Source organism: Caballeronia sp. LZ043 (genome assembly GCF_031451075.1).
Taxonomy (GTDB): Bacteria; Pseudomonadota; Gammaproteobacteria; order Burkholderiales; family Burkholderiaceae; genus Caballeronia.
In genome coordinates this window covers 61,630-83,685 of sequence record NZ_JARUXT010000057.1, presented here as the reverse complement: position 1 = coordinate 83,685, position 22,056 = coordinate 61,630, and the positions used below count along the sequence as shown (strand labels likewise).

The window sequence follows — 22,056 nt, the reverse complement described above, 5'->3', positions numbered from 1 at the left end:
CGAATCGATTGAAGATCAGGCCAGGACGGCCGAAATGAAATCGCGCGTGCGCGCCTGGCGCGGTTCGGACAACACCTGCGCGGTCGGTCCCGCCTCGACGATCTGCCCCTGGTCCATGAACACGACGCGGTTCGCCACTTCGCGCGCAAAGCCGAGTTCATGGGTGACGACGATCATCGTCATGCCGCTTTCGGCAAGACCGCGCATCACGGCGAGCACTTCGCCGACGAGTTCGGGATCGAGCGCCGATGTGGGTTCATCGAAGAGCAGCAACTGCGGATGCATCGCGAGCGCGCGGGCGATCGCCACGCGCTGCTGCTGGCCGCCCGAAAGTTCGACGGGAAACGCATCGCACTTGTGACCCAGCCCGACGCGTTCGAGAAGCGCGCGTGCTTCCTTCACGGCCTCCGCCCGCGGACGCTTCAGCACATGCACCGGACCTTCGATCACGTTCTCCAGCGCGGTCATGTGCGGGAACAGATTGAAACGCTGGAAGACCATCGCCGTGGCAAGACGCTGCCGCGCGATCTGCTTCTCCGAGAGTTCATGCAGCTTGTTGCCGTCCTGCCGATAACCGAGCAGTTCACCGTTGACCCACAACGCGCCGTCGCTGACGGTTTCGAGCTGGTTGATGCAGCGCAGGAACGTGCTCTTGCCCGAACCGGAAGGCCCGATGATGCACAGCACTTCGCCTTCGGCGACATCGAGCGTGATGCCCTTCAGTGCCTGAAACTCGCCGAAGGACTTGCGCACGTCGGCGGCCCGGACGATCGGATTGCGCACTGCGTTCATGTGTGCCTCCTGTTCATGTGTGCCCCCTCATTGACGACTCGACACGCGGCCCGCGCCGCGCGCATAGCGGCGCTCGACACGCACCTGCAGGAACGACAGCAGCGTGACGACGGCGAGATACCAGATCGCCGCGACGATCAGCAGTTCGATCACGCGGCCGTTCGCGTAGTAGATGTTCTGCGCGTTGTGCAGCATCTCAGCGAACTGGATCACGCTTGCGAGCGACGTGAGTTTGACCATGCCAACGAGTTCATTGCCGATAGGCGGCACGATCACCCGCATCGCCTGCGGCAGGATGATGCGGCGCAACGCCTGCAGACGCGGCATGCCGATCGACTTGGCCGCCTCGTACTGGCCGGTATCGACGGACAGCAGGCCCGCGCGCACCACTTCCGAGGTATAGGCGCCCTGATTGATGCCGAGCCCGAGAAGCGCTGCGAGAAACGGCGTCATGACGTCCACGGTGCGCAGCGAGAACACGCCGGGAATGCCAAGCGTCGGAAACACGAGCGCCAGGTTGAACCACAGCAGCAGTTGCAGGATCACCGGCGTGCCGCGAAACAGCCACACGTAGCCTTGCGAGATCGAACTCAGCACCGGGTTGCTGGAGAGTCGCATCACCGCCGTGACGACGCCGAGCGCGATGCCGAGCGCCATCGCGAGGATCGTCATGACGATGGTGTTGCCGAGCCCCCAGAGGATCGTGCGCGCGGTCAGGAAGCGCCCGACCGTCTGCCATTCGATCTGCCCGCGCGCGAACGCCAGCACGATATAGCCGAGCACGACGACGATCGCCGCCGATGCCACGTAACGCCCCCAGTAACGGCGGCGTACGCGTTCGAGTTTTGCGGGTTCCGTGCTCATCGATGGTTGCGCCTCGTCGATTGCGCTCAGCATGTAGGACCTCCGTATCCGTTCGTCCATTCGCCTTGCCTGGCGAGCGCCAGCTTCAGACGTTCGATCTGCTCGCCGACACGCGCGGGCGCCGTGCCGCCGAAGCCGCAGCGCGCATCGACGGCGGCTTCGAGCGTGAGATGCTTGAGCACGTCGGCGTGCAGACGCGGATCGATCGCGACGAGCATCTCGGCCGTCACCTCCGACAACTCGATCGCGCGTTCCTCGCAGGCCCGCACCAGCGCGCCGGTGATCTCGTGCGCCTCGCTGAACGGAATGCCCTGCAGCGCGAGCCAGTCGGCCACTTCGGTCGCGAGCGTGAAGCCGAGCGGCGCCTGTCTGCGCAGTTCGTTCACATTCACGCGCATCGTGCGGATCATGCCAGCCATCGCGGGCAGCGTCAGTGAAAGGGTGTTGATGCTGTCGAACGTGGCGGCCTTGTCTTCGGCGAGATCGCGGTTATAGGCGAGCGGCAGCGACTTGAGCGTCGCAAGCAGCCCGCTCAGATTGCCGATCAGACGTCCCGCCTTGCCACGCGTGAGTTCCGCGATATCCGGATTCTTCTTCTGCGGCATGATCGAACTGCCGGTGGCGTAGCCGTCGTCAAGTTCGACCCAGCGGAACTGCCGCGACGTCCACAGGATCACTTCCTCCGACAGACGCGACAGATCCACCGCCAGCATGCTCGTGACGAACAGGAATTCGGCGACGTGATCGCGCGCCGCCACGGCATCGATCGAGTTCTCGCACGGCGCGTCATAGCCGAGTTCCGTTGCCGAGAGCGCCGGATTCACACAGATTGCCGAGCCCGCGAGCGCGGCCGCGCCCAGCGGTGAACGGCTGCTGCGCCGGTCCCAATCGATCAGACGGTCGACATCGCGATAGAACGCCTGCGCGTGCGCCAGCAACTGATGCGCGAAAACCACCGGCTGGGCCGGCTGCAGGTGCGTGAAGCCCGTGCTGTAGCTGCGCAGATGGGTCTGTGCCTGCGCGACCAGCGCGTCCTGCAAGCCGATCACGCCGCGCACGATGGCACGTGCCTTGTCGCGCAGGAACAGGCGCAGATCGTTGGCCGCCTGATCGTTGCGCGAACGTCCCGCGCGCAGCTTCGCGCCCGCCGTGCCGAGCCGCTGGGTCAGCACGCGCTCGAGGAAAGTGTGGACGTCTTCGTCGTGCGGCGACGGTGTCAGCTGCCCCGCGACGAACTCCGCGCGCACCTGCTCCATTTCGTCCAGCAGCTTCTGCAATTCGTCTGCGTTGAGCACGCCCGCGCGGTGCAGTTCTCGCGCATGGGCTTTCGAACCCGCCAGATCGTACGGCGCAAGCTGGAAGAAGCTTTCCTCGGAGCGCGACAGCGCTTTGAGTTCGGCCGCAGGCGCCGATCTGAAACGCCCGCCCCACAGTCGTTCGGTTCCTTCAGTCACCTTCATGCCTTGTCCTCGTCCCTGTCATGTTGAGTTCACGACGAGCATAGGCCTCCAATTTTTTTGTTTGTAGCGAGATTTTGAACCTGCTCTAATCAAGTTTTTCTCAGCATCTCGCCTTCGGACTTCACGGACGACCCATGCGTAGCCGCCTGCCGCCTCTCAATCCGCTGCGAGCCTTCGAGGCGACCGCGCGTCACGCCACTGTCGCGAGAGCCGCGGAGGAGTTGAACGTCACGGCGAGCGCGGTTAGCCATCAGGTGCGCGTGCTGGAGGAGTCCCTCGGCGTCGAACTGTTTCTGCGCTCGCGAGCGCGCCTCAAGCTGACACCGGCGGGCGAGGCGCTGTTGCCCTCGGTGCGCGGTGCGTTCGAGATGATCGCAACGGCAGTCGCAAAGGTCGGTGAGACCGTGGTCGCCGGGGATCTGGTCGTGTCGGCGCCGCTGTCGTTCGCGTCGCGCTGGCTCGCGCGGCATATCGGCGACTTTCTGCAGCGCTACCCGGCGATCAAGCTGAAGCTGATTCCGTCGAACGATGACAAGGATGTCTATTCGCCAGATGTGGATGTCTGCATCCGCTATGGCGAAGCGCACTGGAAAGATCGCTCGGTCACGCTGATAGAACACCCTTCGCTTTATCCGGTGGTCAGCCCCGCACTGATGAACGGACCCAAGGCGATTCGCTCGCCCGATGACCTGCGCCATTACGCGCTGTTTTGCGAGCACGCTGGTTCGTGGATGCGCTGGCTAATGGAGGCGAAGGTTGAGCATCCCGAGCGTATGCGCATCCTTGAGATCGGCAACGCGCATATCGCGGTGGAAGCGGCCCTGCATGGTCAGGGCGTCGCGCTCGGCGACAGCATCTCGGTGCGAGACGATCTCATCGAAGGTACGCTGGTGAGGCCGTTCCAGGCGAAAGTGCCGTCGCGCCATCCATATCACATCGTGCGTGCACCCGAGCGCGCCGATTCGCCGCTCGCCTCCGTGTTCGTGTTTTGGCTCGAACAGCAGCTTGGCGAACCGGCGTAAGTTCGAGACTTCCCTGCGTTCGCTCAGAGAGTGCCTCGATCTGCGCCGCAGCCGCCGGCTGGATCGCCCAGGCTTGTCAATCAGCAGCCGGGAAGTTTCCTTCCCGGACCGCCGCTTTAAAGTCCCGCAACTGCGCTCACATCTTCTTGGAAATCAGCTTCGCATCGCTCTGCGAGGCGCGCAGAGACGAACGTGCCATCTTCCGTGCACACCCGAGGCTTCTGAGCTGTCTCACGAGCGCGCAGCTTCACGCGCGACGCGGCGAGCCTCTCGCTGTGAGACGCACAGCGATTCCCACTCGGCCTGCTGCCGAGTGTCCATGCCCGCCAGTTCGAAGATTGCCCGTCGTCGTGTTGCGGCGGGCATACCAACGAGCTTGATCCCGAAGACTTCACGCACGGCATCTTTCGTCGCGCGATTCACGTCGTCAGGCCGGTCAAGAACGCTCAGCAGATACGACATATCTCCGTCCTGAATGGCTCTCGCTAACTCATTAGCGAACCTGTGTGTCGTTCTACCGTGATCGAGCATGGCCATCTGGGTGTCCCGGCGGAACACCCGTTCGCTGATGGAGCCGGTCAACCGAGCCTTCTTCTGCTCAGCCAGGCGCGCATCGCGCCGGCGATCGGCAAGCGTGCGCCTGAGCACTTCTGCGAATCGGCCAGACGGTTGGCCTACATCGACGGGCGTCGAATAGAACTCAGGCAACGGGTACGACTCCAGCACGCCCTTCGCATAGAGCAGATCGTCGACCTCTACCGCGGACGGTTCAGGGCGCGCCAGGCCCATCAGCATGACCAAGAGGGCAGCATTCTGCGAGTCGATGGGCTGTTCGGCATGTCGCATTACGCTTACCAGTGGCGCGAGTTTGGCAACTGACAATCCCCCTCGCAACTCCGGAACGCTCACAAGTGGCATCGCCCATTGCAGGTTTGGGTTGAAGTGCTCCAACGATGTGTAGTCTTCGAGGACGGACTGCGGTACTGGTCTGCCAGCGGCAAGCGCATATGCGACGTGAACCTCATGCCGGCCGCTTTGTTGCCTGCCATCAAACACCGGGCCCGCATACTGGAATCCGAAGCGCCGCTGCGATTCTCCCTGCAGCAATTCGAACAAATCGAGACCATGGCGGCCTCCCCTGCACTCCTCCTCGTTGGCTTGCGCCAGTTGATCCGAGGAGAACAGATACAGCGGCTCACGCGCGAGATCGAAAGCCAGGTAAAGCAGACGCCACTGCTCGCGACGGATCTCCCACGGATTGCGAGCGACGAAGTGCGGGCGGAAGTACGCTCCGTCGATTTCATCGATCAGGGACAGGAAGAGCCGGGAGGCGGAGCCCGCGCGGCGCACGGTCAGCCGGCCGTTGAAGCGTGTGACGTCGATCGGATGCCCTGCAATGCTGAGCGCCACTTCACGAGCGTCGATATCCCGCGCAAGCGGATCGGTACGGAAGATGGCGAGGACATCGAGAAGCGTGTCCAGCGAGCGGGAAATGCCCGCCAGAGTGAGGAGATACATGGTGATTGCCTTCGAAAAAACGCGGGCAATCGGTCCCTGTCGGGTCGAATGCCCGGCAAGGGTTAAGTGGCGCTGACGTTTGCTACGTTGGCGCGGAAGAATCTTAGGTAAGACGCGTCGAGCAGGCGCGAGAGCAGCCGCGCGAGCGACCACGCGTGATCGCTGGAAAACACCTTCGCGCGCAGCAGCGGCATGACCGCATACCGGCGTTCAATCGAATCGTGCTCGGCACGCCGGCTGATCCAGTCGATGTGCACGATCCAACCTTCCGAGTTGCCGATGCACGGCGACACGGCAATCCGGTCGTATGACGCCTGCACCGGCCAGAGTCTGTCGTGACGCGCCCCAAAAACTGCTTCGTTGGCGTCATCGGACATATTCGCCGGACACAGCCATTCCGGATCCAGCTCGGTCTTGCGGAGAAGGCGGCAGAGTTCAACGAACACCTGATCGACGGTTTTGTGCTCGGTGTCCAATCGCGCGACCGCCTTTAGGTCGACCGCGCCATTGGCCGCGACGCCAAGCGGAAGTGCTTGTGCAACATTTGCCTGCAGCATGAATCCCCCAGAAATGCAAAACGCGCCCGAAGGCGCGTCGAAATAAATGGCGAAAAAAAACCGCACCCTTGAAGGTACGGCTCGTCCTTTGTGACTCAGCTGACGCCGCGTCGAATCATTTGCCCCAATCGCGTTCGCGATCAGCTTTCCGACCGTTGTTCGACGTCCACATAAAGAATCCAGCAATGGACAGGCCGAGCACCAACGTGAAAATTGTCGCACCCATTTCATTCTCCTTTCATTGCATGGTGACCTGCATACCACAATACTATCCCAAGCCCAGTAAGTGCTGTTGCGCCTGCGATGGTCGGCAGATCCCAGGATGAAGCGGAATGCGCATAACCCACTGCGCCGACAATCGATGCGGCCGAGAGCGTGTGGAGAGAAAGCGCCCGTTCTGCTGACGCTGGTCGTTCGTCGGAGTAGCGATCGCATCCAAAAGCTGGCGGAAACCACCTGCCGGGTCGGCCGGAATCTTGACCGTATATCCGCCGTTGACCGCCGCTGCTATGGGAAGGATGTAGCCCTTGTACTGCAAGCTGAATGACGGCGAACACTCGGACTCAGCCATCGTGCTCAACAGACCCAGCACGCGCGCCGCGAGATGAACCTCGCCTGTCACAGGATCGAGTGTGACGCGCTCCACGATCGTGGTGCCCGCGCTGTACTCGATCTTGACCTTCGCCAGCTCATACTCGACCTCCGCACGTGAGGTCGATGCCACCCGCCAAGCGCAGACCCTCCAGCATGGCTTGATAGCCCGCCTTCGTTTCCAGTTGAACGAGTGAAACGTAGTTCTCGCCACCCCCCGTCAGATCCGAGCGGCCGCGCCGAGTTCTGAAACTCAACGCCACACCCGATCCGCCGCGCGGCTCGACCACATCGACGAACAGCGTGTCGGTACGAAGCGAGACTCGTACCGCGGAACTGCCACGCCGTGAATGCATGACGACTTCGTGCGATCTCGCGGGTATCCGCAGGTCCTGCGCGACACGCCTCAGCACGCGCGCAGCGTGCCGCTCAAGCGCCGCCTTCGCGCCCGAGTTGGCGCTACTGCGGGCAGCGTAAAACAGTCTGGGAAATTTCATGGATTGCCTCGATGAAAAACAAGGCATGCCCCGAACGGGGACCTGCCCCGCATGGGTTGAGCGCGATTGCTACCGCGCAAGAAGAGATGGACGACGAGCGTTCAGTGGGTGATCCGGTAACCGGATCCACTGGAGACAAGAAACACTTGCTGTCCTGGCACGAACTGCTGATCATCGACTTGCGTCACGACGACGGTCGAACCGTTGGTGCGGCGAAGAAATACCTCGACACCGCTATGCCGTGCCATGACTGCGCTGACACGCTGGGCGACCAGCCCAGACACCGAACCGGACAACGCGCCGGCGACGTAGCGGCCGCGACCGTTGCCGATCACTTGCGAACCGAGGAAAGCACCGGCCGCAGCACTGACGATTGATGAAATGCTCGACGAATCGGAAGAGTTTTCGATCGCGATGGGCCGCACGCGCAGGATGGTTGCCTGCTCGTATTGCCCGATCCGTTGCACGTCGTATCGCTGGTATGTGTTTGGCGAGCCGAAATCAGCGGACGCACACCCCGTGAGAATCACGAGAAGAAGTATTGAGGAGAGAAGTTTGAACATGGATCACCTCGACGCGAAGAGGGCAATCCATCCCAAGGGCTGGTTTGCCCCATGGGGATAGAAGAAAGAAACGACAAGAAGACGGCGTCCAGCGAACAGCACTGGATGCGTCATTCACGAAGGACGAGGGCCAATCGGCTGAGGTGATGCAGTCTGACGCGGCCGCTTTGCACGAGATGGCGCTCGGCTTGCGCATTGAGGTTGTAATCCCAATTCACGAACGCCGTACCGTCGCTCCACACCGAGATGATTCGACCGGTGTATTGCTGCGGTGGCGAAGCCTCGACGTCCTAGCCAATCACTCGCTGGTTTGCCGTAAATCCGTTGTTGTTCGAAACCATGACGACACGTGCGAGATTGCGATGCATAGTGCAGCTCCTAATTAAAAGGGAGCTGCTCCCATCGGGAAGAGTTCCCAACGGGCTGAAAGAAGGTGAACACACGTGGTTACCAGAAGATAGCTGTCGCAGACAGCCTGGAGAAAAGATGGACCTCCAGCACGCTGGAGGGGTAGGTCGATGCGCAGTCGCGCGGGGAATGAGGCCAGTCTACGGAACAAACAACCCGACAATGCCCTGAAAGCTCGGCTTTTCGCTATACCTCTTCCGCTCGTCAGTTGCGTATAGGAAAGCGCCGCGCACAGCCCTTCTGAAGTGGCGTTGAAAGTCCGTCGCACTTCCGAGGGCCGTCAACGAACCTGAACGCCCTGTGCAGTGTTTGTTCGCAATCTCGATGCTGCTCGCGTCCGACGAGCGTGTTCATTTTCCATGGCAGCATGACCGTCGATCTGATCGCCTCGCAGCCGGCTGATAGAGTCCTGCGTGACAGAAGTTGAAACGCTGCATTTCACCTGACGATCTATCAACATGGCATTAGGTTGCCAATACTCAGTTGGCGCCGGTCGCACGGCGTATCTTCACACTCAGACTTTGGCCCGTCAGTGCTGATGGGCCTTCTTTTGTTTGTCGCGCTCAAGTCGCTCTATATGGTCGATGATCAGTCCCCGATGTTCGAGCATCGCGCCGAGCGTCGTACACATTGCTTCGAGAAGCGTACGGGCGGATGCAGTGTCGTGACCGTCACTATCGAGTTCGTCTACGATTTCCCTCTGGCGAGCGATTAGTGACTTCGCTCGCTCAATATTGACGTCGGCCCTAATCAGACGGTGCGCCTCATCGTCTATATTCATGGCGAGCTCCCGAGCAGTCGAACTTCGGCAAACAAAGCCAGCGCGCAGTCGACGCGGCGCTTGCAACCCATGCTAAATCTAAACTCACATTCAGATCCCGCTATGTCAAGCGATCTGATCAGAGTTTATGAGCGCGGGCTCTTACACTGCCGTCCCCTCCGTCTCGGCTGTTGCTTTGGATCAGCAAAGAAATTCGGAAAGACATCGGCGGGCGAGCGGATCAACAACCGGCGAGATGGGCGCGGCTCTCTGTCAGCAATCATTTACGCGTCGAGGCTACCGTCTGGCTTTTTCCGCACGCTGCGCCGGTTTCCAAGCGACTCTCACTAGCCCAACTACAGGAGACGTAGCGCGGAGAAAAAAGCGCGGAGTTGGCGGCCGGTCGGCCCCACGGCCTTCGAATTGATATAGGCATCATTTGATGCTATAATTCGTGCCGTCATGAGGAGATTGCCGTGCGCACCACCATTGCACTTGATGATGATTTGATCGCCAAAGCTCAAGCCTATACAGGCGTTGAGGAGAAAACGGCCCTCGTGCGCGAGGCGCTAAAGGCGTTGATTCAGCGTGAAGCCGCGAAACGACTTGCGAATCTCGGAGGAAGCCAACCAGGGATTACTGGCGCTCCGCGTCGCCGTCAGGACGCGGAATGATCCTCGTTGATACGTCTGTCTGGATCGACCACATTAGTATGTCTGATCCAGTGTTGACTGACCTTCTTATAAACGAGCGGGTGCTCGCGCATCCGTATGTGATTGGCGAAATTTCGCTCGGCAGTTTGCGCAACCGTGAGATGGTGCTTGGTGCGCTGCTCGATCTGCCAAGTGCGCCAGTTGCCACGCCGGAAGAGATTTTTTATCTGATTGAACGGGAAGAAATGTTCGGCCGGGGAATCGGATACGTGGACACAGCACTGTTAGCGGCTGCACGCCTGCAACCCGGCGCTACCATCTGGACGCGTGACAAACGGCTGAAGAGCGCTGCTGACCAGCTCGGATTGAACGCAGCGCTCGACCACTGATTGAGGCGCGATATTCCCACGAAACAGTGCTACGGCATTCTCCTCCGAGTCATTCCACAATAGGCGGCTCTGAACTGCCGACGACCACAAGAAACCAAACGTCATCCGTCACCACTTGCATCACGGTTGGACGAAGAAGAGTTCCCGCCCAGCGATCGGGCTTCACAGTTTAGCGCTTTCACGATCTCGCGTGCCGTCGATGCACTGTTGATCTTCTTCTCGAGCTCGAAGATCGTCAGCAGGTCAGACGCCGATTTACTCGTGAACAGCACGGGGATTGACATCAGTCACCCACCTTCGGCAAAGGCAGTTCGTTTTCGGAGCCCAGCGAATCCGTCCAGCGTTCCATCGCATCCATCGACACTAGACGTCCTGCGTCGACATCATCAAAGCCTTCCTGGATCATCTGGCGTTCGCGCTCAGCACGAGCCATGTATGCCACCGCGGCTTTGCGCACAATCCACTGCTTCGAGCGGTCCAAACGCGCCGCCATGTCGTCCATCCGGTCCACGAGATTCACCGGCAGCTGAGCCGTCACCGTCTTCAACGCTTCCGCCATCTGACACCTCCGTCTCTTGCGTTTCATCAGTTGCTATTGTGTCGCAATAGCCGTTCTTCAATATGTGTTTTCTCATCATCTCGGCAGTTCCCGAACGTCGCAGAGCCCTACCGCAGTCGGACTTCTGCGATCCCGAAAATGGGCGGATCGCCGCTCTCCACTGTTTCGCAACAAACATTGCCACCACCGATTGAGACGTGACCAGAACTGCCGTTGCCTGAAGCAAATGCTCCCATGAGATGTGCCTTTTGGCACGGCTTGGGCGCCGGCTCCCGGATGGGAGCCGGCTCCACTTAGGAAGCTTGCTTCGTCTTGCGGCTTCTGCTCGCCTTTCTTTCAGGTTGGTCCAGGGCCGAATAGCCAAACCGCGCCCATGCCGCCGGGTCGAGTGGAATCGGATTCGTGCGCCCCGAAGTGAGGTTCACGAACACGCCCGAAAACGGCACCGCGGCGGTTCGAAACATGGTCCAGAGGAGATTGAACGCCTGGACCGCGATCGCTTGGTTGATCACCAGCGACTGCTTGCGCAGCGCCTCTGCCATCGAACATGACGGCGCATCGTCTTTGGCATCGAGCTTTGCATTCACGAGTTCAGGGAAAAGCTCGCCCACGTGCGGCAAGCGCTCCGGATGCTTCTTCGTATAGCTCTTCCCACAGAGTTGCCCCAACACCACCTGCCCTCGATCCGCGTCGTTGCCACAGTCGAGGTAGTAGGCATTCGAGTGCTCCCCAGCGCACACAATGGCAAGCCGTGCAGCGCGCGTGTCGACGCAGCCGATGATCAGATCAACGTTGTAGAGCGCGTCGCCCGCGCCAAAGCGCCGGGTCTGGGCTCTCCAGTCGGTTCCCATCAGAAGGTTCAATCGATTGACGATGAGCGAGGCTTTGTACTCACCCACGTCGTTCGGATAGAAGCCCTGCCGGCCCACATTGGTCGCACTCACCGTGTCATCGTCAAAAACCGTGCAGTCGATGCCGCCCGGATGGCCGAGTTCGACCATCGCATGGTGCAGTCGAGCGAGGCTCGGTAGAACCGCGCTCCCCGTGCCGCCGGCGCCGACCACGACCACTTTCCACGCACGCTCGAGCATCCGCGAAGGAAGCGCGTGACGGATTGCTGTCGTCATGCGACCTCCTTCAGACGGGCGGCCGCATACCAGCTGCTCGGTACCCGGCCGACCTCTTCGAAAATCCCTTTCGCGCACAATCGCATGGCCATGCTGGGCACCGAGGAGCCACAATTTCCAACGACAAAGGCGAATTTCGTCTCATGCCGGTCATCCTCGTTATCGGTCGACGAAAAAAAGGCCGGGTGCGCGCCATGCGAATGGCAGTCGATCACGCGGAGTTCGTCAACCAATAGAGTCGGTCGCTCATATCTGAGCGAGCCGGTCCCCTGTGACAGCACCCTGACCGGCGCCAGCCGAAACTCCCGGGTTCGAGCGTTCCAGACGACCCACGCGCCGGTTTCCAGCGGATGCGCGGCGCGCGCCATCTCGACGAATGCGCCGATCAGGTGCGCAGGCACCTGCCCACATCGCAGCACCGTCCGTTCGGCCACGCGCCCATACGGGATTGCGGTCGGGACGGAGTAATCCGCGATGCGGCGAACGACCGACAGCCACGGCAGATCGATCTCGAGGAACACGCCGTTTTCAGCGACGAGCAACCGCTCACCGGCGGCCTCCATCGGTGTCACCGGCTCGCGCCGCGGAACCATCACGGTCGGAAAAGAGCGCTGAAGCGCCAGATCACCCGCATTCATAGTCGGACTCCTTTTTTGCCGGCGATTAGCTCAGCGAGAGTTAGATTCATCGGGATAAGCGCCTCCTTCGGGAATTGCTCGCCATACTTGCCGTCGAGCATTTCCTTCCAGAAGGCGAACTCGCCCTTGCAATGCGAAACACGCTTGCCACCGTGGTTGGGGTGGGTGAATGCGGACTCGAAAAAGCCGCTCTCCCATCCATCGATCGAAGCGACATCGACGCGCCGAGGAACGTGAGCGGACCCGATGCAGATCTTTCCCCCGTCCCACGTGTTGAAGTACGGCGGTTCATGCAACCGTGATTCAGGCGTCGGTCGACCGTCTTCCTGCAGCGCGAACACGGAGAATCCGTTCAACGCTGCGCGGAACACCAGGCCCGGATGAGGAACGACCGCACTGCGTCGACCGAGCTCCGGACAGTCGAAGAAAACGCGACGCATCGCAGGTCTGCACCACCACATCACCGCGTCTTGCGACACAGACAGCACCGTCTCCGGCAGGAATTCCGCGGGCGCCGCCGCATGCGCGGCCAGTTCGCGGAGGCAATCGAAGAGCGCTTTCCGCTCGATCGGTCGACCCGCTCCGATCGTCGCCCGACCGCTTTCGCCTTGCGTCACCGGATGAACGGTTCCATAAATGGCGCTGTGCGCATCTCGTCCATACAGCAAAATCGCGTTCGTCGCGGTGACTGCATCAACACGGTCTGAGCCAATATCAAGCCCTTTCATGAATTGCTCCAGGTTTTATGCCACAAGCGACGCGATGACGCGATCGAGCTGGCTAATAATGGAAAGTCCCGTTGCCCAGTCCGCGTATTGCGCGCGGATAGCGTCAGGGGAGGAGGCAAACGGCACGAAGCCGTAATACGTTGTGCCGTCGCCGGCGCTGGACAGATACTCGTAGTGCGAGTCGAGTACCTCACCGACGCGAGAGTCGTTCTGCACGGTCAGCGTCGCGGCGGCGTACGCGCAGCGCGGTCGGTATGAACAGTTGAATAGGTCACTCCGACTCGCCCGGCTAAGCATCAGACTCAGCCTTTCGAGCTCCCGGCAAATTCGCCGGGTCGGACCATAAGTGAACCGCTGAAGCCGACGCAACGCGGTGACACGGAGCGCATGCTGATGCACGCGCTTGTGCGTGCCGGTGCGCGAGCGCTTTGTGCGAAAGACGTCCATGTCATCCGGACAAAGCTCGGGACGCACGACGGAGGGTAGGTACTGCTCGAACTCTGCCTCGTCCTCACCGAATCGATCTTTCAAGGACTCGCGTGCTTCTTCGTCGGTCGCGGTGGGATCCCCTTCCCAAAACCAGGAAGCGAACTCGCATAAGAACTCGTCGGGCGTGCGGATCCATACCGTCCGGCCCGCAGCCCGATTGATCAGCAACATTGCGGTGGTCGCCAACCGCGGATGCACCTTCCTCAGTGCGGCTGCTCGCGCGCCGATCTCGAGGATGTTTTCGGCGCCGATCTCGATGCCAAGATAGAGCGGCGAGGTTGGTTCAAAATCAACACCGTCCTCTTGATACTGCACCACCTCCTGGACGGCGGCCCAGTCGCACAGCACGAAGTCGAAATTCAGGCATGTCCACTTCGACGTGTGACGCTTCGCCCATGCAAAAAATGCGTGCGCGAGCGCGTCGCCAGCGCCCTTGAATTCGGGAACGTCTCGTGCACGAAGGACACCCGACTCGAACTGGGCAGCAATCAAACCCGCGACATCCTTCTCGGCATTCCAACGCAGATCAGCGCGCGTATGAACGTTGGCGCCAATGGCTGGCAGGCTCAGAAAATCATCGGCAGGTCGACGTCGGGCAGCGCGATCGCGTCGCGGTTGCCATGACTCTCCTGCGACAGCGACCTCTGCACCAAACGAACGAGGATCAAAGAGCATTCCTCGATCTCCTTGTCATGAAAAAAAACCGCCCTGTCGGGCGGCTTCTGGTGGGTTATGGCCTGATCCGGATCGGATAAGGCCTTGAGCAGATCGCGCTTACGCATGAGCGCCCTTGGCGCCGGCTGCACGCACGAACTCGAAGCGCATCACTTCGCCCTCAGCAGTCGGTCCGTCGATCGCCGCGGTCGTCAGCTCCGGGTACTGCGCGGAGTAGAGATCGCGGACATCGTCGGGCGAGAACGTCGGGCCTGGATCAGGAAACCTGACGCCGTTGTAGACGAACTCGCGGATGAGTTTTGCGACGGTAATGGCCATAGTTGATTGCTCCCTTAGTCGAAAAGCGATGCGAGGTTGGTTCCGCTGCTAGCGGGGTCCGGCGAAGCCGACACCGACGCCGATGCAGCGGGGTCATTCGGAACGGTGCCCTGCTCCTTGTCGCCCTCCTCCCCATCTTCATCGTCCGCGCTGTCCGAGCTTGCTCTGTCACCCGAGCCGACTGCGGTCTTGCCGTTGCCTTTCGAGAGGGTCCTCGTGGCCTTGGAGACCTGTTGGCCCTTCGCGGCGTCGAGGATCGCAGTGGTCGCCGCGACCTGTTCGGCGAGCGACGCATGCGCGCCCGTGTACGCGACGAGCGCCTGCACGAAGCCCGTATCGAGCTCCGCAGGCGTTGCCGTAAGCGCGAGCGGCTGCAGCATCGCGGCGTCTTTGGCCGTGCCTTGCGGCATGACGTAGACGACCATCTCGTCGCCCTTCATCTGCATCGAGAGGGTGAGCTTCGCGCAAGCGCGCAAAAGCGGTTCAATGGCTACGAACATAAAAAACTCCAGAGAAAAGAAAAGACCGCCTCGAGGGCGGCCGGAAAGGGAATGAAACTGCTGGGTCGATGCGCGGTGCTCCGTGAAAGAGCCGCGCGATTAGAATTTGAGCACCTTCGGAATCTTGCCCGTGTAGTCGAAATCCTTGACCGCCAGGAGCGCGTCAATGACCTCGCCCTTGGACTTGCCGAAGACCTTCTTGAAGTTTTCGCCGAGCGCAGCATGAATGCCAAGCTCGTCTGCCACCACCATCATTTCCGACTTCGTGATCAGCTCCAAAAATTCCTTGCAGAGTTTCCAGTGCTTGTTGAGGTCGAGGCGATGGTGTTTGCACAGGCGGGTCAGGTACTGAACGTCCAGCCCCTGGATCGCCGCCACGGTGACACCCGTGACCGCAGCCGCGAGCAGCGGACCGTCAGCCGCAGCGGTCGCTGCAGCAGCCTTGGTGATATCGCTCGACGCAACCTGTTCCTGCGTCAGCTTCTCCCAGATGCCCGAGAGCGTCTTTTGATCGACGCAGCGCATCTGATCGGACAGCGCGATCGCAACGAGGTATCGCTGCGCGAGCGCGGGATCCGAGCCCACCTCACGACGCAGGGCTTTGCGCCACAGCGCCACGCGATACGCTTTGATCTTGTCCGACTCGGAAACGACCGTCACCGACGGGTTCGCACCCGTCGCCGTCGCCTCCGCTGCCGAGATCGGAGCCGCTGTGCCGCCCGCCCTGCCGCCCGGCTTGCCGCCCGAGTTGCCATGCTTCCCGGCCGCTTTCGCGTCCGGTGACGGCTTCGGCTGCGTCGCGGCCTTGATTGCCTGCAGGTTCGCCGCGACTTTCTTCATGTTGCAGACGGTATCGAAGCACTGGCCTTTGTAGACCTTGCCGATCGAGTCAGGCAAGCCGCTCACCGCAGCGCCGTAGTTCTGGCACGCATGACACGCCTTCGCCTGCTCTTCACCGACGCCCTTGGCGCCGTCGACCGCGAGTTGCACGCGAGTGTGGTTGTCACCAGCACGCACGATGCGCACGACCGGATACTCGTCGCGCAGGCTGACAGCCGTTGCGGCAAGCGCGTGATCGGTCTTCTCGTTGTAGCAGGTGCGGTTGGTACAGTTGCCCGTGCCGATCGACTCGCCGAACATCTCGCCCTGAGTGGACGAGTTGTGCGGGCATCCCGCGCAGTCGGCCTTGTCGAAGATCGCAGCGGACAGCGAACAGGCAACCTGTTCGATCGTCTTCCTGACCTCCGTTACCGGCTTTCCCTCCTTCACGATGACGGGCAGCAGCTTGTCCTGCATCTCTTTGGGGAGCGCCGCAAGCAGTTCAGCGTGACCGAGGAAGATCTGTCGCGTGCTCAACGCATCGAGCACGGCAGTGCTGCAGTTCATGAGCGCGAGACGCTTGTCCAGCGTCGCGCGCGACCATCCGAAGATGCGCGCCACTTCGTCGCGATCACCTTTGCACAGGCCGACCTGCTCGGCCGCGGCGATTGCTTCCTCCGCCGGCGACATGTCGGCACGCTGGATGTTTTCGATGATCGCGAGTTGCTTGGCTTCGACTTCATCGATCTCCCGTACGACCACCGGGATCTCGTAGTCTTCACCGTGCGCGGCGAGCGCCGCCTTGTATCTGCGACCGCCTGCAACGAGGCTGAAGCCGCCGTCAGGCAACGTTCGCACGATCACAGGCTGGATGACGCCCTTCTCGCGCACCGATGCGGTCAGTTCCTCCATCTCCGCAGGATCAAAATATTTGCGGGGATTGACGTTGATCTGGATCTGCTTGGGGGCGAGGGTAGGTTGTTGTTGCATTGTGGGCTCCGAAGAGGGAACCCGCCCCTTGGGAGTGGTTCCCAGAGGGTTGAACAACGCAGGCTGAGAGAATCAGCGCTGGTCGATGCGTCAGAGACGCGGGTGATGCAGCAAAGATAGCGGCTTACGAGGCTTGTCCGATGAATAAAGCTCTTGAATTTGTGATGCCTCTTCTTCGGGGCGTCCGGTTGATCTACATTTCTTTGCTTGGATATCGCTTGAGCGCTCGAATGAAATCCTCTGGCACTGCCGACGCCCGCATGAACGCCTTTGCTCGTAGAACGATGAAGAATGAGAAGGCAATCGTCGCGAGCACGATGAACATGCCAAGGCAGGGAATGCCGTAAGTGACCCACGGCTCATCGAGAACTGTCGGGTCGGTTCCATTATCCGCCGAGAACATATCGAGCATTGCTGCCACGCCTGCCACAATCACCAGTTGGAACACTGCGGCAATCTGCAGCTTTCGTTGCTGCTTGCGAGCCTCTCGATAGATTGCGATTGCGACCTGCTGCCTTACTGAAAATGCTTCGCTGTCGGCTTTCTGGAGGGAGAAATCGGAATAGTTTTTTGAGGGCATGGTTTGTCGTGGCTCCGCACGCGCCTGGCCGAAAAGCGAGGACCTTGACTGACGCTTAGGTTTGCCGCGTGGTATCAGCGATACCAGGTCGCGCCACGCCGGGGCGTGGGCGACTCCCGAACGACGCATGGCACTTCTGCCATGCGTAACTTGAAAAGCCGGCACAGGAGGGGGTTGGATAAGACCATGCCGATACGAAGGCATCCTGCGATGCGGGCCGATCCTCACACTGACTCCGCGGTCGTGACCAACCGGCGCGATAGTAGCATTGCTAGTGGCTACATGTTCACTCATCAAATTGATGACTTTGGCTGCCAGGCATCCGCCGACCGGAACACCGTACTTCGATGCCCTCGACTGACGCGTTGCCGAGAGTCTTCCACACGGCTGTGGGATACGAGCCTTCGCAGTTGACTAGCCCAACGGCCATCGAACCTCATCGTGCGATTCTCGACTGCTAGTCCAACTCGGATAGTAGATCTACTCGAATGAACTCAACGTCGCCGCTCAGACGCCCGTGACTACGGTAATACGGGATCCACTCGCCGATGCACGACAGACGTGCCCACACTGATCGCCCGAGCCGCTAGGATGCGTTTAATTGCCGTGAGAGACTCCTCGGCCACCGCACTTGAGGGGCGAGAGTGACGGCGCGGAAATTGAGGTGCCTTGAGCCCCAAAGCCCGACAGACGGCCGAAAGATACGGCTTCGAGTGCGTGTCACATTTGGCGGCGGCATCTTCGATGGCCGCATCGCCGACGGTTCGCCTCAGCCATTCGAGGGTTTGCCGATCGGATTCGTTGTAGACCCTGACCAAATGTTCCATTGTCAGCTCCGTCGAAACTGTACAAAACTACAGCACTGTTAATATATACAGTATAAATGCGGCTTGCAAGCGGTTCAGGAGGACGCAGAGCGCGGGCAGAGATACTCTCCGCAGCGCGGAGAAAATGATGGGCGACCTGACGGGGACCTTCATCGCATGGTCGCGGCGCCATGCATTTGCTAGCCCACACGAGTCCACCTTGCACTTCACCGCCTCGATATAAGACGAATCTCTTCCCAGACACTTCGAAACGGCCATCAAAAAAGCCCGGCGCGAGGCCGGGTCCTGACTCTTATCGGGATGCAAATCAAGCGGCATCCTGCAATGCCGCCCTACCCCTCACGCCAATGCCACGTTGGCGGTCAAAATCGGACGAGACAGGAGCGTCGTGACGGCGCCCGCCAACATCCATTCACCGAACCGATCCTCATGACTCTCGTGTACCAGCCGGTCGAGACACAAGACTTCGACACCTTCGACCGATACCTTGCCGAGGATCTTCGCCATGGCAGCGCGATTGGAACCCTCGCGCTTGACGGTCACCACGTCTTCGCCCACCAATATCGACACCTTCGCGTCCTTCACGCGACCTCCTTCAAAAGTTTGCGCATGTCGCTGGCGTTCCGGGCCGCGAACGATGCGAGATCATCGACGAACCGATCCAACACCGTATCCATGTGCAGGAACGTCTCGTCCTCAAGCTCCGGTGTCGCCCAGTCCAGGCCCGCCTGCGTCGCATCACGTTTGTGCGCGACCATCTGGTCCTGATACTCGTCGATGCTCCCAGGCAGGTGGAAATACAGCACTTTCAGCACGCCCTTCCGGTTCCAGCGCAGCGCGCGCCGCATCGCCTGATACTCGATGCGCCACGTCCACGACCGGTCATAGAAGAGAATGTAGTCCGCATTGGGCAGGTTGTACCCCGCCCGCCCCGACGCTTTGGTGGCCATGAGGCCCGTGGCCAGCCCGGTCAAAAATCGCTTGTCTTTATCAGCCACGCGACGTTTGATCGGAATCTCGCCATGGAACGGCACAGTCTGCACCCCGTGTGAATCGAGCTCGCGCGCGAGGAGATTGAGCACGCCCGGATTCTCCGCAAACACGATCGCCTGCTTGTCCTCCGCGGCGATTGCGCGCATGCGTTGCACCACCGCCCGCTGCTTGCTCGTCAACCCGGCGACATACTCCACACCCTCCATCCCGTACTGCGGATAGTTGGCCGCGAAGTGCACCGCACGAATCCGCGCCAGGATCGTGACCAGGTTGCACGCCTTCTTGTCGTCGCGAGACTGGCGGTACCAGTCAGCGAACTCATCGGCTGCACGCAGATACGATGCAAGATGACCGCGATCCCACTCGATTGTCTCCACCTCGAATTCGGGCGGCTCGATCTGGATATGGCGCGACACGTCGGGCTCAGCCACCAAACGGCGCTTGATGTGCGGCGCCAGCATGGCGCGGTACCGATGCAGATTGCCGATCTTCGGCACTTCGCGCTTCGCCCCGTCCTGCAAGCTCTCCGCGAATTGCCACGTGACCCACTCCAGCACCACGAAGTCATCCCTGAACCGATCCACGCCACGCATGGCGTATCCCACCGAGTTGATCCAGTTTTGCTCCAGATACCCAACGCGGTAGCCGTACGGCTGCGCGGCCGTGCCATCGCCGCCTGAGAACGCGATCAGACCGAACGCGTCGCGCGGGTAGTTCGGGATCGGGCTGCCGGTCAGCACGAAGCGTCTGCGAGCCGAGAGTTGCCAGAGCGCGCGGCTCTGGTCGCTCGTCGGATTCGCCAAGCGCTCGCCCTCATCGGCCACCAACAGGCCGATGCGACGCCGAAGCCGATGCGCGTACGTCACGCGCGCCGAGGATGCTCGGTCGACTGGCATGCGCAAGCGCTCGTACGAAATCAGATTGAACTGGCGCAAATCGGTCAGGTCCGCCTCCGACTCGATCACCTTCACGCGATCCGCAGCGATGGGCAACTGAGCGATTTCGTTGAGCATCTCGGCAATCAGCCGGGATTCGACAACGATGAGGCCGTGCTTGACCCCGGAGAGCAGAATTAGCGCCAACGCAAGACGCGATTTACCGCACCCCTGCTCCCACGCGACCACACAGCCAGTCGGCTTAAGCAGCGTCTCGACCAGGTCATCGACCTGAAACTCCCAGTCGAGCCACCGATCGATGCCCAGCGACTTCACACGCGCACGAAGTTCTGCCGCCTGGTCCGGGAAGCGCGCGCACACTCCCTCGTGCACCACCTCCCAACTCTCAGTGACATTTTCCACCGCGAAGCGCGCGTTCAGCTCGTCGACCGACAGATGATATGAGACGCCGTGCAGCGCGTACTGATATCGACCATCTTCGACCCGCGTGAACTGGACTGCATCACCCGCCTTGAGAAGCGGACTCGCCCAGCGCGCTGCATCGACCTTGTGAGTTTCCTTCGCCGTACCACTGACAACGTCGCGGGAGCCGGCACCGGTCGTCCATGCCACATGGCGCAGCGGTATAGACTGCCTCACGCTCTTGCGCATGCGTCTGCGAAAGTGATTCATGAATCCCAGCGCCAGTTGCGGCACGCCGCCCGCTCGCCGGATTCGCTCGAGCAGCTGATCTAACGCGGCAACCGGATCATCCTGGATCAGATACGTCTCCAGGTCGAGCAGGCCTTGGCCAGCGTAACGAAATCCTCTGGGCAGACGATGGCCGTCGCGCGAATAGATCCGCTCGACAAACACCCCGTTCAGCACCATCGCTTCGTTGAATCCACAGGCAAAGCCCAGCTTGATGCGTCGGCCGTCATGCGAGACCTTCACCGACTTGTCGCCGGTGACGGCCCGCGTGATGACCGGCTTGCTGTCATCCAGCCGCTGCAGATGCAATCTGGGTTCGCCAAAGGCGCGCGTCTCGAAATGGAGCCCGAGATTCGGTCCCGGCTTCGCCAGATCAACAATCTCCGCGCGCACGAAGTCAGACGGACGATCCCGGTAGCGGTCGAAGACCACAACCGCCGTGCGCACGTTCGCGCCCTCGAGCTTGAACGCGTCCGCGGGCAATTCGAAGATGCCGGCCGCGCGCCGCTTGAGCGTCTCACCCTGGTCACCTGCCACCATGGCTTCTGCAGTGGTGATCGGCAGCAGCGCGACGACAATGTTCGCCGCCGCAAGCGCCTGGTGGACGCTGTAGTCGTGACTCAGCGCACTGGTGTTGCTGCCATACCGGCCCCACGTCGTACATCCGAGCGGCTGAAGATGCGGGGATTCGAGGTGGATCGAGAACGGCGGATTGATCAGCGCGATATCGAAATGCACCGGATGGATGTCCTCCATGCCGGCTTGCCTGAACTCACACTGAAAGCCCGCTTCCTCAAACACCTTCTGGCATTGCTGGATGACATCGGCGTGGACGTCGATCCCATACAGCGCATGCCGACCCGGATCAGCGTATTGAAACAGCCGGCCGGACCCGACCGAGTTGTCGAGCAGACAAATTGGCCTGTCGAGCTTCCAGCCAGCCACGAAACTCCACATGAACGCAGCGACTGCGTCCGGCGTGAAGAACTGTCCAAGATGCTGCCGCCGCGCGGCCGCCAATTCGCCTTGGTGCGCGACCGCGGGTGCCTGCGAGCCTAGACTTCTGACGGAGTGCAACGGCTCGTACCAGTCGCGGTCGATGGAAAACAGATCTCTCTGCATGAAATCGCCTCTAGAAATGAAGAAACCCGCC

Annotated in this window: 25 protein-coding genes; 3 read left to right on the top strand and 22 right to left on the bottom strand. The window is 60.9% G+C overall.

Going from position 1 to position 22,056, the window contains the following annotated elements; genetic code table 11:
* Positions 1-15: 15 nt before the first annotated feature.
* The 3 genes from QCE64_RS36880 to argH are packed head-to-tail and all read right to left on the bottom strand — an operon-like array spanning position 16 to position 3,116.
* Positions 16-792 carry an amino acid ABC transporter ATP-binding protein gene (locus tag QCE64_RS36880; RefSeq protein WP_310009349.1) on the bottom strand — a complete coding sequence of 259 codons (777 nt, stop codon included), beginning with the start codon at positions 790-792 and terminating at the stop codon, positions 16-18.
* A gap of 27 nt (positions 793-819) precedes the next feature.
* Positions 820-1,689 (bottom strand): amino acid ABC transporter permease, encoded by an 870-nt coding sequence (locus tag QCE64_RS36875; protein ID WP_310009348.1) that lies wholly within the window; start codon positions 1,687-1,689, stop codon positions 820-822.
* Positions 1,683-3,116: an argininosuccinate lyase gene (gene argH / locus QCE64_RS36870; RefSeq protein ID WP_310009347.1), complete on the bottom strand. Its 1,434-nt coding sequence runs from the start codon at positions 3,114-3,116 to the stop codon at positions 1,683-1,685. The genes QCE64_RS36875 and argH overlap by 7 nt, the downstream gene beginning before the upstream one ends.
* Positions 3,117-3,250: 134 nt before the next feature.
* On the opposite strand from argH, the gene QCE64_RS36865 reads away from it, so the two are divergent.
* Positions 3,251-4,138, top strand: coding sequence for a LysR substrate-binding domain-containing protein (locus QCE64_RS36865; RefSeq protein WP_310009346.1), 888 nt, complete (start codon positions 3,251-3,253; stop codon positions 4,136-4,138).
* A gap of 231 nt (positions 4,139-4,369) precedes the next feature.
* Here the strand turns inward: QCE64_RS36865 and QCE64_RS36860 are convergent, their stop codons facing one another.
* The 6 genes from QCE64_RS36860 to QCE64_RS36835 all read right to left on the bottom strand — a co-directional run bounded on the left by QCE64_RS36860 (position 4,370) and on the right by QCE64_RS36835 (position 9,053).
* On the bottom strand, positions 4,370-5,656 hold the full coding sequence (locus tag QCE64_RS36860) for a hypothetical protein (RefSeq protein ID WP_310009345.1): 1,287 nt from the start codon (positions 5,654-5,656) through the stop codon (positions 4,370-4,372).
* A 62-nt stretch (positions 5,657-5,718) separates the two neighbouring features.
* Positions 5,719-6,444: a hypothetical protein gene (locus QCE64_RS36855; protein ID WP_310009344.1), complete on the bottom strand. Its 726-nt coding sequence runs from the start codon at positions 6,442-6,444 to the stop codon at positions 5,719-5,721.
* A 37-nt stretch (positions 6,445-6,481) separates the two neighbouring features.
* Positions 6,482-6,937: a hypothetical protein gene (locus QCE64_RS36850; RefSeq protein WP_310009343.1), complete on the bottom strand. Its 456-nt coding sequence runs from the start codon at positions 6,935-6,937 to the stop codon at positions 6,482-6,484.
* Positions 6,903-7,301 (bottom strand): hypothetical protein, encoded by a 399-nt coding sequence (locus QCE64_RS36845; protein ID WP_310009342.1) that lies wholly within the window; start codon positions 7,299-7,301, stop codon positions 6,903-6,905. The genes QCE64_RS36850 and QCE64_RS36845 overlap by 35 nt, the downstream gene beginning before the upstream one ends.
* 101 nt (positions 7,302-7,402) lie before the next feature.
* Positions 7,403-7,864, bottom strand: a complete 462-nt coding sequence (locus QCE64_RS36840; RefSeq protein ID WP_310009341.1) for a glycine zipper 2TM domain-containing protein — start codon at positions 7,862-7,864, stop codon at positions 7,403-7,405.
* Between the two features lie 937 nt (positions 7,865-8,801).
* Positions 8,802-9,053, bottom strand: coding sequence for a hypothetical protein (locus QCE64_RS36835; protein WP_310009340.1), 252 nt, complete (start codon positions 9,051-9,053; stop codon positions 8,802-8,804).
* Positions 9,054-9,508: 455 nt separating this feature from the next.
* Here QCE64_RS36835 and QCE64_RS36830 point away from each other — a divergent pair, with 455 nt between their 5' ends.
* Together QCE64_RS36830 and QCE64_RS36825 are read left to right on the top strand one after the other, a co-directional pair.
* Positions 9,509-9,706: a type II toxin-antitoxin system VapB family antitoxin gene (locus tag QCE64_RS36830; protein ID WP_310009339.1), complete on the top strand. Its 198-nt coding sequence runs from the start codon at positions 9,509-9,511 to the stop codon at positions 9,704-9,706.
* A complete protein-coding gene (locus QCE64_RS36825; protein ID WP_310009338.1) occupies positions 9,703-10,074 on the top strand; it encodes a PIN domain-containing protein in 372 nt (123 codons plus the stop codon). Before QCE64_RS36830 ends, QCE64_RS36825 begins: the two co-directional genes overlap by 4 nt.
* Positions 10,075-10,175: 101 nt before the next feature.
* Here QCE64_RS36825 and QCE64_RS36820 read toward each other — a convergent pair whose 3' ends face one another.
* From QCE64_RS36820 to QCE64_RS36760, 13 genes are all read right to left on the bottom strand, one after another.
* The gene (locus QCE64_RS36820; protein WP_310009337.1) at positions 10,176-10,358 is read right to left on the bottom strand and encodes a hypothetical protein; all 183 of its coding nucleotides are present in this window, start codon (positions 10,356-10,358) and stop codon (positions 10,176-10,178) included.
* Positions 10,358-10,633: a ribbon-helix-helix protein, CopG family gene (locus QCE64_RS36815; protein ID WP_310009336.1), complete on the bottom strand. Its 276-nt coding sequence runs from the start codon at positions 10,631-10,633 to the stop codon at positions 10,358-10,360. The genes QCE64_RS36820 and QCE64_RS36815 overlap by 1 nt, the downstream gene beginning before the upstream one ends.
* A gap of 293 nt (positions 10,634-10,926) precedes the next feature.
* Positions 10,927-11,760, bottom strand: a complete 834-nt coding sequence (locus QCE64_RS36810) for a PRTRC system ThiF family protein (RefSeq protein ID WP_310009335.1) — start codon at positions 11,758-11,760, stop codon at positions 10,927-10,929.
* Entirely contained in the window at positions 11,757-12,398 is a 642-nt protein-coding gene (locus tag QCE64_RS36805; RefSeq protein WP_310009334.1) for a PRTRC system protein A, read from the bottom strand. Before QCE64_RS36805 ends, QCE64_RS36810 begins: the two co-directional genes overlap by 4 nt.
* Entirely contained in the window at positions 12,395-13,126 is a 732-nt protein-coding gene (locus QCE64_RS36800; protein WP_310009333.1) for a PRTRC system protein B, read from the bottom strand. Before QCE64_RS36800 ends, QCE64_RS36805 begins: the two co-directional genes overlap by 4 nt.
* A gap of 15 nt (positions 13,127-13,141) precedes the next feature.
* Complete coding sequence (locus QCE64_RS36795; protein ID WP_310009510.1) at positions 13,142-14,140, bottom strand: PRTRC system protein F; 999 nt, start codon at positions 14,138-14,140, stop codon at positions 13,142-13,144.
* A 41-nt stretch (positions 14,141-14,181) separates the two neighbouring features.
* Complete coding sequence (locus QCE64_RS36790; RefSeq protein ID WP_310009332.1) at positions 14,182-14,397, bottom strand: hypothetical protein; 216 nt, start codon at positions 14,395-14,397, stop codon at positions 14,182-14,184.
* The gene (locus QCE64_RS36785) at positions 14,390-14,608 is read right to left on the bottom strand and encodes a PRTRC system protein C (protein WP_310009331.1); all 219 of its coding nucleotides are present in this window, start codon (positions 14,606-14,608) and stop codon (positions 14,390-14,392) included. The genes QCE64_RS36790 and QCE64_RS36785 overlap by 8 nt, the downstream gene beginning before the upstream one ends.
* A gap of 14 nt (positions 14,609-14,622) precedes the next feature.
* A complete protein-coding gene (locus QCE64_RS36780; protein ID WP_310009330.1) occupies positions 14,623-15,108 on the bottom strand; it encodes a PRTRC system protein E in 486 nt (161 codons plus the stop codon).
* Between the two features lie 99 nt (positions 15,109-15,207).
* Entirely contained in the window at positions 15,208-16,917 is a 1,710-nt protein-coding gene (locus QCE64_RS36775; RefSeq protein ID WP_310009509.1) for a PRTRC system ParB family protein, read from the bottom strand.
* 193 nt (positions 16,918-17,110) lie between these two features.
* On the bottom strand, positions 17,111-17,497 hold the full coding sequence (locus QCE64_RS36770; protein WP_310009329.1) for a hypothetical protein: 387 nt from the start codon (positions 17,495-17,497) through the stop codon (positions 17,111-17,113).
* Between the two features lie 1,166 nt (positions 17,498-18,663).
* Positions 18,664-18,909 carry a hypothetical protein gene (locus tag QCE64_RS36765; protein ID WP_310009328.1) on the bottom strand — a complete coding sequence of 82 codons (246 nt, stop codon included), beginning with the start codon at positions 18,907-18,909 and terminating at the stop codon, positions 18,664-18,666.
* On the bottom strand, positions 18,906-22,025 hold the full coding sequence (locus tag QCE64_RS36760; RefSeq protein WP_310009327.1) for an SNF2-related protein: 3,120 nt from the start codon (positions 22,023-22,025) through the stop codon (positions 18,906-18,908). The genes QCE64_RS36765 and QCE64_RS36760 overlap by 4 nt, the downstream gene beginning before the upstream one ends.
* Positions 22,026-22,056 lie beyond the last annotated feature (31 nt).